The organism is Dermatophilaceae bacterium Soc4.6 (assembly GCA_039889245.1).
In the GTDB taxonomy this organism is placed as follows: domain Bacteria; phylum Actinomycetota; class Actinomycetes; order Actinomycetales; family Dermatophilaceae; genus Lapillicoccus.
The window spans coordinates 4322423-4336159 of the sequence record JAZGVH010000002.1 but is presented as its reverse complement, the minus strand read 5'-3'; the positions used below and the strand labels follow the sequence as shown (position 1 = coordinate 4336159).

14 protein-coding genes are annotated in these 13737 nt (G+C 74.1%); 4 read left to right on the top strand and 10 right to left on the bottom strand.

The annotated features are described in order from the left end of the window. Window positions 1-11 precede the first annotated feature (11 nt). Both V3N99_20285 and V3N99_20280 read left to right on the top strand, forming a co-directional pair. Window positions 12-1196 (top strand): aminotransferase class V-fold PLP-dependent enzyme, encoded by a 1185-nt coding sequence (locus V3N99_20285; protein ID MEO3939066.1) that lies wholly within the window; start codon window positions 12-14, stop codon window positions 1194-1196. After that, window positions 1193-1555 carry a sulfurtransferase TusA family protein gene (locus V3N99_20280; GenBank protein ID MEO3939065.1) on the top strand — a complete coding sequence of 121 codons (363 nt, stop codon included), beginning with the start codon at window positions 1193-1195 and terminating at the stop codon, window positions 1553-1555. The genes V3N99_20285 and V3N99_20280 overlap by 4 nt, the downstream gene beginning before the upstream one ends. On the opposite strand, the gene aat is transcribed toward V3N99_20280, so the two are convergent. The 5 genes from aat to V3N99_20255 all read right to left on the bottom strand — a co-directional run bounded on the left by aat (window position 1476) and on the right by V3N99_20255 (window position 6181). Continuing rightward, the gene (gene aat, locus V3N99_20275) at window positions 1476-2150 is read right to left on the bottom strand and encodes a leucyl/phenylalanyl-tRNA--protein transferase (protein MEO3939064.1); all 675 of its coding nucleotides are present in this window, start codon (window positions 2148-2150) and stop codon (window positions 1476-1478) included. The two genes, V3N99_20280 and aat, sit on opposite strands and share 80 nt — an antisense overlap. Window positions 2151-2183: 33 nt before the next feature. Next, window positions 2184-3170, bottom strand: coding sequence for a carbohydrate kinase family protein (locus tag V3N99_20270; GenBank protein MEO3939063.1), 987 nt, complete (start codon window positions 3168-3170; stop codon window positions 2184-2186). A 113-nt stretch (window positions 3171-3283) separates the two neighbouring features. Beyond that, the gene (gene erpA, locus V3N99_20265; GenBank protein ID MEO3939062.1) at window positions 3284-3652 is read right to left on the bottom strand and encodes an iron-sulfur cluster insertion protein ErpA; all 369 of its coding nucleotides are present in this window, start codon (window positions 3650-3652) and stop codon (window positions 3284-3286) included. 179 nt (window positions 3653-3831) lie between these two features. Next, on the bottom strand, window positions 3832-5019 hold the full coding sequence (locus V3N99_20260; protein ID MEO3939061.1) for a glycerate kinase: 1188 nt from the start codon (window positions 5017-5019) through the stop codon (window positions 3832-3834). A gap of 25 nt (window positions 5020-5044) precedes the next feature. Continuing rightward, a complete protein-coding gene (locus V3N99_20255) occupies window positions 5045-6181 on the bottom strand; it encodes an alpha/beta hydrolase-fold protein (GenBank protein MEO3939060.1) in 1137 nt (378 codons plus the stop codon). Window positions 6182-6249: 68 nt separating this feature from the next. Between V3N99_20255 and nadA the strand changes: the two genes are divergently transcribed. Beyond that, complete coding sequence (nadA, locus tag V3N99_20250; protein MEO3939059.1) at window positions 6250-7464, top strand: quinolinate synthase NadA; 1215 nt, start codon at window positions 6250-6252, stop codon at window positions 7462-7464. Between the two features lie 33 nt (window positions 7465-7497). Here nadA and V3N99_20245 read toward each other — a convergent pair whose 3' ends face one another. Together V3N99_20245 and V3N99_20240 are read right to left on the bottom strand one after the other, a co-directional pair. Next, window positions 7498-8742, bottom strand: a complete 1245-nt coding sequence (locus tag V3N99_20245; protein ID MEO3939058.1) for a saccharopine dehydrogenase NADP-binding domain-containing protein — start codon at window positions 8740-8742, stop codon at window positions 7498-7500. Between the two features lie 53 nt (window positions 8743-8795). Next, complete coding sequence (locus tag V3N99_20240) at window positions 8796-10142, bottom strand: dipeptidase (GenBank protein MEO3939057.1); 1347 nt, start codon at window positions 10140-10142, stop codon at window positions 8796-8798. A gap of 122 nt (window positions 10143-10264) precedes the next feature. On the opposite strand from V3N99_20240, the gene V3N99_20235 reads away from it, so the two are divergent. After that, complete coding sequence (locus V3N99_20235; protein MEO3939056.1) at window positions 10265-10843, top strand: DUF3043 domain-containing protein; 579 nt, start codon at window positions 10265-10267, stop codon at window positions 10841-10843. A 40-nt stretch (window positions 10844-10883) separates the two neighbouring features. Here the strand turns inward: V3N99_20235 and V3N99_20230 are convergent, their stop codons facing one another. From V3N99_20230 to gcvT, 3 genes are all read right to left on the bottom strand, one after another. After that, the gene (locus tag V3N99_20230) at window positions 10884-12239 is read right to left on the bottom strand and encodes a serine hydrolase domain-containing protein (GenBank protein ID MEO3939055.1); all 1356 of its coding nucleotides are present in this window, start codon (window positions 12237-12239) and stop codon (window positions 10884-10886) included. Between the two features lie 48 nt (window positions 12240-12287). Further along, window positions 12288-12497 (bottom strand): hypothetical protein, encoded by a 210-nt coding sequence (locus V3N99_20225; protein MEO3939054.1) that lies wholly within the window; start codon window positions 12495-12497, stop codon window positions 12288-12290. Between the two features lie 105 nt (window positions 12498-12602). Then, on the bottom strand, window positions 12603-13730 hold the full coding sequence (gene gcvT / locus V3N99_20220) for a glycine cleavage system aminomethyltransferase GcvT (protein MEO3939053.1): 1128 nt from the start codon (window positions 13728-13730) through the stop codon (window positions 12603-12605). Between the last annotated feature and the right edge of the window lie 7 nt (window positions 13731-13737).

Genomic DNA, 13737 nt, shown 5'->3' with positions numbered 1-13737 from the left:
TCGGGTCGCCCGTGACCCCGGACCACCGCGCTCGGGCGCTGCTCGACGCCACCCCCGGGCCGATGCACCCGGCCGCCCTCGAGACGCTGATGGCCGCCCTCGACTCGGGCTGGGCCGACCCGCGCAGGCTGCACCGCGAGGGACGCGCGGCCCGGCGTCTGCTCGACACCGCCCGCGAGTCGGTGGCCGCGCAGCTAGGGGTGCGTCCCCCCGAGCTCAGCTTCCTCCCCGGTGGAGCCGCAGCGCTGACGACGGGCCTCGCCGGCCTCCTGCACGCGGGTCGACGACGAGGCGCCCGGGTGGTCGCCTCGGCCGTCGAGCACTCGGCCCTCCTGGTGCCCGCGCGGGCCCTCGCGGCCGCCGCGCAGGACCCCGGACTCCTGGCCGAGGTGCCGGTCGACGCCCGCGGCTGCGTCGACCTCCCAGCCTGGGGTCGGGCCCTGAGCGAGCCCGGCACCACGGTGGCGGCGCTGCAGGTGGCCAACCAGGAGGTCGGTGCCCGCCAGCCGCTGGCGGCGGCGCGCGAGGCGGCGCGGGCACACGGCATACCGCTGCTCGTGGACGCCACCGCGGCGCTGGGTCGTGAGGCGGCACCCAGCGCCTACGACGTGCTGGTGGGAGACGCCCGCTCCTGGGGCGGTCCCGCGGGCGTGGGGGTGCTCGTCGTGCCCGAGCGCACCAGGTGGCGCCGACCTGGAGCGCCGAGCGAGCTGGAGCACGGCCGCACCGACGTCGAGCCGTTCATCCCGCTGGTGCTCGCGGCGGCCGAGGCCTGGCGGCAGTCCGCAGTCGACCTCGACGAGGAGCCGACGGCCCGCGTGCTCGTCGACCGGATCCGCAGCGCCGCCGCGGCGGTGCCCGACACCGAGGTGGTGGGCGACCCGGTCGACCGGCTCCCGCACATCACGACGTTCTCCGCCCTCTTCGTCGACGGCGAGGCCCTCGTCGACGAGCTCGACCGACGCGGCATCGCCGTGGCCTCCGGGTCGGCCTGCACCGCGAGCACCCTCGAGCCGAGCCACGTGCTGCGCGCGATGGGCGTGCTCACCCACGGCAACGTCCGCGTCACCCTCCCCCTCGCGAGCACCCTGCCGGGTGGGCACGGCGAGCGCGAGGCGGCGGTGGACAGGCTGTGTCGCGAGCTGCCCGGAGTGGTCGCCGACGTGCGCGGCCGGCTCGGCGCGGCCGGGCTGTGAGCACCACCGACCCCGACGGCGTCGTGCAGCTCGATGCCCGCGGCGAGCGCTGCCCCCTGCCGGTCATCCGGCTCGGACGACTGGCCCTCGAGCTCGGGCCGGGGGCGCTGGTGCGGCTGCTGGCGGACGACCAGGCGGCGCTCAGTGACGTGCCCGCCTTCTGCCGGATGCGGGGTCACGACCTGCTCGCGACCTCGCTCTGGGCCGGGCCACCGGTGTCACCCGACACCAGGCCCGACACCAGGCCGGACGGGCCAGCCACCGCCTACCTCGTGCGCGTCAGCGCCACGGCGCCGGCAGCGGCGCCCGGAGCGCCTCGGCGAGCAGCTCGCGGTAGCGCGACCGGGACACCTGCGTGATGCCGAGGCTCGCGAGGTGGTCGGTCCGCCACTGCACGTCGACCAGCCGTCTCTGGTCGCCGTCGGCGCCGAGCACGTCGACCAGCCCCATCAGCGCGACCTTGGACGCGTCGGTGGCCCGGTGGAACATCGACTCGCCGGCGAAGAGGCCGCCGAGGGCGACCCCGTAGAGGCCGCCGACGAGGGCACCGTCGCGACGCACCTCGATGCTGTGGGCCCACCCGAGGGCGTGCAGCCGCGCGTAGGCCCGGGCCAGGTCGGGGGTGATCCAGCGACCCTCGCGCCCCGGGTCGGCACAGCCGGCCACGACCTCGTCGAAGGCGGAGTCGACGGTGACCGCGAAGCCGCGGGCCGACCGGCGCATCGAGCGGGACACCTGCAGGTCGGGCAGCCTCAGCACCCCGCGGGGGTCCGGCGACCACCAGCCCATCGGCGGACGGCCCTGTCGCCCCAGGCCCATGGGGAACACGCCGGTCGCGTAGGCGGCGAGCAGGGTGCCCGGCTCGAGGTCGGCTCCCCTGCCGATGAGGTCCTCACCGGGCGGTGCACCGTCGAGGTCGAACGACCAGCCGGAGGGCTCGGGGACGACGGGCATCAGAGGTCTGGACGCCGTCGGGTCAGGCAGTGGTCACGGGCGCCGGCAGGACACGGCGGGGGCGATCTCGGCCGCGGCCCGGGCACCGTACGACGCCTCGAGCCGGGTGAGGAAGTCGGCCTGACCGAGGTGGTACTCCTGCGTGCCGATGGTCTCGATGACGTAGGTGGCGAGCATCGAGCCGAGCTGGGCACAGCGCTCGAGCTGCAGGTCACCGGCCAGGCCCACCAGGAAGCCGGCCCGGAAGGCGTCGCCGACCCCGGTGGGGTCGGCCTTGCGGACCTCGCGGGCGACCGGCACGTGGATGGTCTCCTCGCCCCTGCGGTGGATGGTCACGCCCTGCGCGCCGCGCGTGATGACCCGGGTGCCGACCCGGCGCTCGATCTCGGCCGCGTCCCAGCCGGTCTTCTGCTCGGTCAGGCTCGACTCGTACTCGTTGGTGAAGAGGTAGGTCGCGCCGTCGACGAGCGGGCGGATCGTCTCGCCGTCGGCGAACGCCAGCTGCTGCGACGGGTCGGCGATGAACGGGATGCCCCGGGTGCGGCACTCCTGGGTGTGGCGCAGCATGCCCTCGGGGTCGTTGGCGCCGACCAGGACCAGGTCGAGGCCCCCCACCCGGTCGGCGATCGGACCCAGCTCGATCTGCCGGGCCTCCGACATCGCCCCGGCGTAGAACGTCGCGATCTGCGCCATGTCGTTGTCGGTGGTGCACACGAAGCGCGCGGTGTGCCGGCTCTCGGAGACGTGCACCGAGTGGCAGTCGACGCCATGGCGCTCCAGCCAGGAGCGGTAGTCGGCGAAGTCGGCGCCCACCGCCCCGACGAGCACGGGCGACAGGCCGAGGTTGGCCATCCCGAACGCGATGTTCGCGGCGACGCCCCCGCGCCGGATCTCGAGGTCGTCGGCGAGGAACGAGACCGAGATCTTGTCGAGCTGCTCGACGACGAGGGAGTCGGCGAAGCGGCCCTTGAAGGTCATGAGGTGGTCGGTGGCGATGGAACCGGTCACGGCGATCTGCACCCGGCGAACCTACCCCGACCCGGGCCCGGGCACAGACACGGGCCCGGGAGCGCGTGCTCCCGGGCCCGTGCAGGCCTGCCGATCGTGCGTGGTGGTCCCTCTGACCGCGAGGGTCAGCTGAAGCTGTCACCGCAGGCGCACGAGCTGCCGGCGTTGGGGTTGTCGATGGTGAAACCCTGCTTCTCGATGGTGTCGGAGAAGTCGATCGTCGCGCCCTCGAGGTAGGGGGCACTCATCCGGTCGACGACGACCTCGACACCGTCGTAGTCCTTCACGAGGTCACCGTCGAGGCTGCGCTCGTCGAAGTAGAGCTGGTAGATCAGGCCGGAGCAGCCGCCGGGCTGCACGCCGACGCGCAGCCGCAGGTCGTCGCGGCCCTCCTGCTCGAGCAGGCTCTTGACCTTCGCGGCCGCCACATCGGTCACGAGGACCTTGTGGGTCTCCGTCTCGGTGGTCGTGGCCTGCTGGTCCTGAACGCTCATCCGAATCGTCCTTACGTCTGGCTGGTGGAGGCTTTGGGTAGTCAGTGAACCTCTGGGGCCCGGGATGTGTTCCCCCGTGCCCTGCGCCAAGGATACGTCGCCGCGGCTGGCCACCGAGCCGGTGTCGGCCGGTGTCGGCCGGAGTCGGCCGGAGTCGGCCGGAGTCGGCCGGTGTCGACTCAGCCCGGCGACCACGTCGTGGCCACGCGCGCCGACCGCGCCGACAGGGTCCCGGCCGGGTCGGCGAGCGCGGCCGGCACGTCGCGCGGTCGCTCGACCACCGCGTACGTGCCCGAGAGCCCTGCTGCCATCGCCTCACGACGGCCGACCGTCACCTGGCCGGCGAGCACGACGCAGGGCACGCCCGCCTCGAGGGCGAGCCCCGCCACCTGCGAGACCACCCGCCCCCGCAGGCTGCGCCAGCCGTAGCTGCCCTCCCCCGTCACGACGAGGTCGCAGGCCGCCACCCGGTCCCTCAGGCCGACCGCGTCGGCCACGAGGCTCGCGCCGTCGGCGAACCTGGCGCCCAGCACGTGCAGCGCCCAGCCGAGCCCGCCACCGGCGCCGGCCCCCGGAGCCTTCTCCGGACGGAGCGCGCGACCGCTGAGCAGGTCGGTGCGGGCGGGCCGCACGCGACCGACCACGGCCGCCAGGTGGCCGAACGTCGCCTCGAGCGCCTGCGCCTGCTCGGGGGTGGCCCCACGGCCCTCTGCCTCGACGGCGCTCGCGCCCTGCAGACCGAGCAGGGGCAGCTCGTGGGGGCTGGCGACGACGAGGTCGATGCCGGCGAGCCGCCGGACGACGTCGTCGAGCCCGGCCAGGTCGGCGGGCGCGACGTGCTCGAGGGCGAGACCCCCGCGACCCAGCCGCTCGGGCGCGCCCGCGCCGAGCGCCGCCAGCAGGCCGGCGCCGGCGTCGTGGGTCGCCGTGTCGGCGATGCCGACGACGATGCGCCGGGCCCCCGCCCTCAGGGCGGCGTCGACGAGGTCGCCGACACCCGCCGAGCTGAGGGTGCCGGGAGTGCGGTGGTCGTCACCGACGAGGTGGCGACCGACGGCCTGCGCCGCCTCGATGTAGGCGGTGGGCCCCGGCGCACTCGCGCCCCCTGCCCCGTCCCGTCCGCCCTCGACCAGCAGCACCGCCGCCGGCACCGGGGTGCCGAGCGGGTCACGCACGGTGAGGGCGAGCAGCTCACCACCGAGGGCGGGGCCGAGGACGTCGAGCAGGCCGCTGCCTCCGTCGGACAACGGCTGCACCTCCACGTGGTCGTGTGCGGCGCCTGCGGCCCACCCGACCCGCATCGCCTCGGCGGCTTCGGCGGCGGTCAGGGTGCCGGAGAACCGGTCGGGGGCCAGGAGGACGCGCACACCACCATCGTCCCACCCTCGGCGGTCAGGAGGGCGCGAACCCCCGGGAGGTGGCGGCCAGCCAGCGCAGCGCCTGCGGAAGCACCGACACCCACACCGCGACCCGGTGCCCGGAGTCGACGTCGACGACCGAGGTCACCGAGAGGGGCCCGCGGGCCGCACGCACGAACTGGCGCGACGTGGGATAGGAGAGCCCGTCGGCCTTGCTGGCGAAGTCCCAGATCGCCACCGGGGGTGGCTGCTGCCCGGCCAGGGCGACGAGGTCGTCGCGAGCGGCCTCGAGGCTGCGGGTGGTGAAGGGTTCGTAGCCGGGCTCGAAGCTGGGCTGGAAGTAGCCGGCCAGGACGATGGACGACCCGAAGACGTCGGGGTGGAGCATGGTCGTCAGGGCAGCGCAGTAGCCCCCGGACGAGTAGCCTGCCGTCGCCCACGACGTGCGCGACGAGCGGGCCCGCAGGCGGGTGACCACGAAGTCCGGGACGTCCTGGCCGACCCAGGTCTCCACGGCCGGCAGGCCCCTGCCCCCGTCGACGCACTCGGTGTCGCGCCCGGCGGGGAACTCGATCTGGGGCGACACCACGATCGCGTCGGCCAGCTGGTGCTGCTGGGCCATGGCGTCGAAGGTGGAGGCGAGCCCGGCGGTGTCGAGCCACGACGCCGGGGTCCCCGGATAGCCCTGGAACACCTCGATGACCGGGTAGGTGCGCGTGGCGGCACCCGGGCTGGAGTAGTCGGCCGGCAGCTGCACCAGCACGGTGCCGTGCAGCCCCGACCGGGACCCGTGGACCGTGAAGTGCTGGCGCCGCTGGCCGGGCTCGGGCAGGGGCGGACGCGTCAGGTCGGGTGGCGCGACCGGGGCCAGCCCGGGGCCGGGTGCCGTCTCGGCGAGGGCCCCGGTGGCCGTGGTGCCGCCCCGGGACACGTCCTGGCCACCGCTGTTGCCCAGGAGGTCCCTCCAGCTGGAGAAGAAGCCGTACTGGTCGTTCAGCACCACGCCGGCCAGCAGCAGCACCAGGGCACTCACCCCGATCTGCAGACCGACGCGGGCGAGCAGGCCCCGCAGGGTGCGTGCGGTGCGCGGGGCCACGAGGGCCGCTCCGATCAGCGCAGCGAGCACGAGCACGGACGTGCACACCAGCAGGGCCGGCCCGTCGAGGCTCATCCGCCAAGCGTAGGTCGCGCGCCTGCACGGTGCCTGACGGCAGCATCCGAGCGGCATACGATCGGGAGGTGAGCGCCCAGACGACCCACCCCCGCCCCTCGCTGCTGCCCCTGCTGGTCCTCGGGCAGGGCACCGACCTCGACTCGGAGCGCGGCGTCGAGTGCCCCGGTGACCTGCCACCGGCGTCGGACCCGGCCCTGGTCGAGCGCGCCCGGGCGGCCAAGGCCGCGCTGGGCGGCTCGGTCTTCGTCCTCGGCCACCACTACCAGCGCGACGAGGTCATCGAGTTCGCCGACGTCACCGGCGACAGCTTCAAGCTCGCGCAGCAGGCGGCGGCGCGACCCGACGCGCCCTACATCATCTTCTGCGGGGTGCACTTCATGGCCGAGTCGGCCGACATCCTCACCGGGCCCGGCCAGCAGGTGGTGCTGCCCGACCTGGCGGCGGGCTGCTCGATGGCCGACATGGCCGGTACGGCGCAGGTCGAGGACGCCTGGGACGACCTGGTCGACATGCTCGGCGAGGACGGCGCCGCCGCCGTCACCCCGGTGACCTACATGAACTCCTCGGCCGCGATCAAGGCCTTCACGGGGCGGCACAGTGGCACGATCTGCACCTCGAGCAACGCGGCGACCGCCCTGGCCTGGGCCTTCGACCGCACCGGCGGGAGCGGCGGCGGCGGCAAGGTCCTCTTCCTGCCCGACCAGCACCTCGGGCGCAACACCTGGGTGCGCGACCTCGGCGGCTCGCTCGACGACTGCGTCGTCTGGGACCCGCACCAGCCCCACGGCGGTCTCACCACCGCGCAAGTGCGGGCGGCGCGGATGATCCTGTGGCGCGGTCACTGCTCGGTGCACGGCCGCTTCTCCACCCAGGCCGTCGAGCAGGCGCGGCGCGAGATCCCCGACGTGAGGGTGATCGTGCACCCCGAGTGCCGCTACGAGGTGTGCGAGCTCGCCGACGAGATCGGCTCGACGGAGCGGATCATCTCGACCATCGCCGCCGCACCGGCCGGCACCTCGTGGGTCGTGGGCACCGAGCTCAACCTGGTGAACCGGCTGCGCCAGATGTTCCCCGAACAGCGAATCGCGTTCCTGGAGAAGGATGTCTGCTACTGCTCGACGATGAACCGCATCGACCTGCCGCACCTCGTGTGGGCCCTCGAGTCGCTCGTCGCGGGCCGGGTCGTCAACCGCATCGAGGTCGACCCCGACGTCGCCCACTGGGCGAAGGTCGCCCTCGACCAGATGCTCGCGCTGCCGGGACGCACCCACAGGGACTGACCCCGGGGGCGGCGGACGCGGCGCCGACCCTCGCTACTCCGTGTCGACCGACATCGTGAAGCCGCGCGAGCGCAGGCGGTCGACGAGCGCGCCACCGAGGGCCACGGCCGGGGTGAGCACTCCCCCGCCGGAGGCCCGCGGGTCGAGGGCGAGCGACAGCGTGGACTCGCCGAGCATCACCGCGGTCGCGGCGTAGCCGGGGTCGCCCTGGGCCGCGACCGTGGCGACGTAGCGCCGGCCGGTGTCGGTGGTGGTGCGGGTCTCCGTGCGGAAGCGACCGGTGCGGCGGGCCTCCTCGTCGGGGCCGTCGCCGGGCGCCGGCAGCAGCCGGTCGGCGAGGGAACGGGTCACGCCGTTCGACATCGCCGCCATCCCGAGGCCGAGGCCGGCGGTCAGGCCGTAGGCCGTGGCCCGGGCGCGGGGTCCGGTGCCGAAGGCCATGGCCTCGCGGTAGCGGAACCGCAAACCGTAGGCGTGCCCGAGCAGCGCGTCGCTTCGACGCACGATGCGGGTGTTGTAGGGCGCCATCACGAAGGGTGCCGTCCACTGGCCCGTCCGCTCGTCACGGAAGGGCACCATCAGGTCGCGGTGGGTCACGGTGTCCGGCTTCGAGGGGTCGGCGGCCCGGTCGGGGCTGAGCCCGAAGGGGTCGAGGACGACCGAGCGGCGCGTCGGGTCGGCCGCCACGGCCTCCAGCTGGGCGCGCATCGAGTCGACCGTGCCGCCGCTCACGCCGCCACGCATCCGGGTCACGAGCAGCGTCGTGTCGCCGAGCCCACCGGCGCCGTCGATGCGCGCCCGACGGTGCAGCATCCAGGCCGCCAGGTCGCTGGGCACGGAGTCGAAGCCGCAGGAGGTGACCAGCCGGGCCCCCGACAGGGCCGCGGCCTCGTGGCAGGCTTCGGCGAGGTCGCGCACGTAGAGCACCTCGCCGGTGAGGTCCGCGTAGTCGGTGCCCGCCGCGGCGCAGGCCATCGCCAACGGCAGGCCATAGCGCGCGTAGGGGCCGACCGTCGTCACGACGACGCGGGCGCTGGCCGCGAGTGCCTGCATCTCGTCGGTGCGCGAGGCGTCGGCCACGATCAGGGGCCAGCCCTGGGCGGCGGCGGGCAGCGCGTCCCGGGTGGAGGAGAGGCGCTTGCGCGAGCGGCCGGCCAGGGCGATCCGCGTCCCCGCGGGGGCGTGCTCGGCGAGGTCTGCGGCCAGGAGGCGACCCACGAAGCCCGTGGCTCCGTAGACGACGATGTCGTGCTGGCGGGGCGACGCGGTGCTGCTCATGTCGCGAACCTACCGGCCCCCACGTCAGCCTGGGTACGGAGTCTCGGCGCCCGTCAGCGCGGCATGGCACCGAGGCGGGCGAGCAGCAGCGCCTCGGCCTGGCAGACCCGCTCGAACTCGCCGAGGTGCAGCGACTCGTTGGCGCCGTGCGCACGGGCGTCGGGGTCCTCGACGCCGGTGACGAGGATGGCGGCGTCGGGGAACTTCGCGGCGAAGTGCGCGACGAAGGGGATGGAGCCGCCGACACCGATGTCGACGGGCGCGACCCCCCAGGCGTCGGCGAACGCCGCCCGGGCCTGGTCGTAGACCGGCCCCTGGGCGTCGGCGGCGAAGCCGGGTCCCTCGTCGTCGAGGGTGACCTCGAGCCGGGCCCCCCAGGGCACGTGCCGCTCGAGGTGCGCGAGCACGAGCCGGTAGGCGTCCCTGGGGTCCTCGTCGGGGGCGATGCGCACCGACACCTTCGCCGAGGCCGTCGGCACGAGCGTGTTGGAGGCGGTCTCCACGCTGGGGGCGTTGAGACCGATCGTCGTGGCCGACGGCTTGTTCCACAGCCTGGTCAGGATCGACCCCGAGCCGATCGTCTCCACCCCGTCGAGCAGGCCGCTCTCGCGACGCAGACGCTCCTCGTCGTAGTCGAGGTCGGACGCCTCCCCCGCCTTGAGGCCCTCGACGGCGACGTTGCCGTCCGCGTCGTGCAGGGTCGCGAGCAGCCGGATCAGGGCGGTGATCGCGTCGGGCACGGCCCCGCCGAACATGCCGGAGTGCACCCCGTGGTCGAGGGTGGTGACGCGGACGACGACGCGGATCATGCCGCGCAGCGTGGTGGTGAGGGCCGGCTCGCCGATGTCCCAGTTGCCCGAGTCGGCCAGCACGATGGCGTCGGCGCGCAGCCGCTCGCCGTGGCGCTCGAGGATGGTGAGCAGCGAGTCGCTGCCGACCTCCTCCTCACCCTCGACGAAGACGGTCACCCCGACGGGGAGCGACCCGTTGTGGGCACGCAGCGCGGCGACGTGCGCCATCACCCCGGCCTTGTCGTCGGCCGCGCCCCGGCCATAGAGCCGCCCCTCGCGCTCGGTCGGCTCGAACGGCGCTGTCTCCCAGTCGCGCTCGTGACCGGGAGGTTGCACGTCGTGGTGCGCGTAGAGCATCACGGTCGGCGACCCCGCTGGGCCATCGAGGTGCCCGATCACCGCTGGCGCGCCCCCCTCGCGCACGATCTCGACCTCGAGCCCCTCGGCCCGCAGCAGTTCGGCGACGGCATCGGCGCTGCGGTCGACCTGGGTCTGGTCGAACGAGGCGAGGGAGACGCTCGGGATGCGCACCAGCGCCTCGAGGTCGCCGCGCACCGCGGGCATCAGCGCGGTCACCCGCGCCTTCACGGTCGCGATCTGCTCGGGCATCAGGTGGTCAGGGGTCGTCGAGACGTCGTCACTCACGTGACCCGACACTATCGGCCCCCCGTCGTCGTCCGGCTGGTGGGGGACGGAACGGACAGGCCCGGGGGACGGCATACGCTGGGGAGGTGTTCGGTCGCAAGAAGAGCCTCAAGGAAGAGCTGGCGCAACAGCTCCAGGACGCGCGCCCCGGCGCGAAGAACCGCCCCACGCCCAAGCGGCGGGACCAGGAGGCGGCCAACCGTCGCCCGCTGGTGGTGACCGACCGCAAGGTCGCGAAGGGGGTCGACAAGGAGAAGCGGCGAGCGGCTTACGCCAAGCAGCGTCAGGCCATGGTGACCGGCGACGACTCCGGTCTGCCGGCCCGCGACAAGGGACCGGAGCGTCGCTACATCCGCGACTACATCGATGCCCGGTGGAGCATCGGCGAGATCCTGCTGCCGGTCATGCTCATCGTGCTGCTCCTGTCGCTGGTGCCGTCTGCGCCCGCCCGCTTCGCGGTCTTCGTGCTGGTCTACGGGCTGCTGGCCGCCGCCGTCGTCGACGCCGTCATCATGTGGCGCCGGATCAAGGGCCGCCTCGTCACCAAGTACGGCGCCGACAAGGTGCCGTCCGGCGGAGCCATGTACGCCATCATGCGCACCTTCCAGCTGCGTCCCACGCGGATGCCCAAGCCTCAGGTCAAGCGCGGCAGCTTCCCCTCCTGACCCGTTCACCGCCCGCCTGCGGCGAGGGTGGGCGTGGCCGTCAGCCCGGGCCCAGGTGGGCGAACGCGAGGGGACGGCGGGTCACGGCGTAGGTCGCGAAGTACAGCTTCGCCACCCGGTCGTCGTCGTCGCGCACGATCTCGAGCAGCTCGCCGCGCTCGCGACCCTCCGCCGCCCGGAAGGCGACCTCGGACTCGCGGACGAACCGGGTCTCCCCGAGGGCCCCGGCGCCGACGGAGACCATCCACAGATCACCCTCGCGCACCTCGAGGCGCAGCTCCTCCCCCTCGGACCACCAGGCCCCCAGCAGCTCGTCGAGGTCAGTGTGCCGCTGCTCTGGCACCCATGGTGCGGGGAGCTCGGGGAGGGCATCGAGCACGGCCACCACCAGGTCCCCCGCCAGGGCCAGGGCATCGGCCCGCGACGACGCGTTGGCGCTGACGACCGCCCCCGTCTTCTCCCCCCGGTGCACCCGGAGGCCGGTGAGGAAGCCCGGCATCGCGCCGCCGTGACCGACGAGGACCCGGTCGCCACGCCGTGCCATCCCGAGGCCGAGACCGTAGCCCGCAGTCCACCGGTCGGGGTCGACCATGACGAGGGGACGACACATCTGGCCGAGGGTCTCGGCCGAGAGGACAGCCGGAGCCGGGTCGGCCAGGAACGCGGCGTACCGCGCGAGGTCACCGGTGCTCGACCAGAGGCCCCCCAGGGCCGCGGTGGCCTTTAGGTCGAAGACCTGCTCCTCCTGGGCCGTGCCGGCGAAGGGGTCGACCTGGTAGCCGTAGGCCCGGTCGCGAGCGGGCCGCAGGCCGGTGCGGCCCAGCTTGAGCGGCTGGAGCAACCGCGTGGTGACGGCCTTCTCCCAGCTGGTGCCGTCCACCTGCTCGACCACCTGGCCCAGCAGGGCATAGGCGAGGTTGGAGTAGTGGAAGGCGACGTGCGGGCCGAGCACCCGCTCGGCCTCGTCGAGCTCGGCGAGCAGCCGGCGACCGTCGGGGGCCTCGAGGCTCTCCCAGAGGTAGCCCACCGGCTCGCGCTGGAGGCCCGAGGAGTGGGAGAGCATCTGGCGCACGGTGACGGGCGCGTGCTTCGTGCGCGGCAGCCACGTGCCGAGCGGCGCGTCGAGGTCGAGCTTGCCCTCGTCGCGCAGCTGCAGCACCAGCAGGGCGGTGAACGTCTTGGTGATCGAGCCGATCATGTACTGGGTGTCGTCGTTCGCCGGCCTGCCCGGCCTCCCCGGCTCGAGCCGGGCCGACCCCACGTGCGTCGACCACACGAGCTCCCCGTCGCGCACCACCCCGGCCGACACCCCGGGGGAGCGCCAGTCCCGCTGGGCCGTGCGCACTCGCCGCTCGAGGTCGCGGGTGAGGGACGCCGGAAGCACGGTCGAGGCCATGGCCCGATCGTAGGCCCGTCGTGACGGGCACCGGCCCGTCGCGAGGACCTACTCCGTGCCGTGCAGGCTCATCGGGCCGTAGACGTCGGCGCCGTCCTCGCGCAGGGTCACGGCGTCGACGCCGGAGTCGAGCAGCTGGCGCCACTCCTCACCGATCCACGACTCGGCCTCGCTCTGGGTGGGGAAGACCGCGTCGCCGCCCTCGCGCTGCACCGACAGGCCCTGCGCGTCGGTCATCTGCCAGGTCCAGTCGCTCATCGGGCCAGCGTAGACGTCGGGACGGCCGACGGCGCGGGGGCGGTGTCGGCGGTGACCCAGCCCCAGCGGTCACACGGCCGACGGGTGTCGGTCGCGGCTCGACGGTCAGGTCTGGCGCGTCTGCACCTGGACGAACGGGGGCTTCGTCACGACCGCGACCACGTCGCGACCACGCACGTCGACGACCACCTCGTCACCCACCCCGACCGAGGGCGCGAGCAGCGCCAGGGCGACGCCCTGCTTGAGGGTCGGGGAGAAGGTCCCCGAGGTCACCTCCCCGACAGGCACCCCGTCGACGGACACGCCACAGTGCGCCCGGGGGATGCCGCGGCCCGTGACGAGCAGCCCGCGCGAGACCCGCCGAGGTCCGGTCGTCTTCTCGGCGACCAGGGCGTCCCTCCCCCAGAAGGACTCCTTGGCCCACCCGACCGCCCAGCCCGCCCGGGCCTGCACCGGCGTGATGTCGAGCGAGAGGTCCTGGCCGTGGAGGGGGTAGCCCATCTCGGTCCGCAGCGTGTCGCGGGCCCCCAGCCCGCAGGGCAGCCCGCCGTATGGTGCCGCAGCCTCGAGCAGGGCGTCCCACAGCGCCGTCGCGCCCTCCCACGCCGGCAGCAGCTCGTAGCCCCGCTCCCCCGTGTATCCCGTGCGACAGACGATGAGCGGCGCGCCCTGCCAGTCGACCTCGACGAACGACATGTAGTCGTGACCGGTCGGCAGGCCCAGCGCCTCGAGCACCTCGTCGGACCTCGGCCCCTGCACCGCGATCACCCCGTAGGCGTCGTGCAGGTTGGTGACGGTGACCTCCTCGGGCAGGGCTCGCTCGACGCGTCGGACGACCTCGGCCGTGTTGGCGGCGTTGGGGATCAGGAAGACGTCGTCGTCGGAGAGGAGGTAGGCGATGAGGTCGTCGACGACGCCGCCGGTCTCGTCGCAGCACATGGTGTACTGCGCCTGACCGGGGCCGATGCGCCGCAGGTCGTTGGTGAAGAGGGCGTTCACCGCGTCGACGGCGCCCGGGCCGGAGACCCGCGCCTTGCCCAGGTGGCTGACGTCGAAGACCCCGACGGCGGTGCGCACCGCGGTGTGCTCGGCCACCACGCCACCACCAGGGTACTCGATCGGCATGTCCCACCCTCCGAAGTCGGCCATCCTGGCGCCGAGGGAGAGGTGGCGGGTGTGGAGCGGCGACGTCCGCGCGGGGACGACGGTGAGGGCAGGGGCGGTGTCCGACATGGTCTCC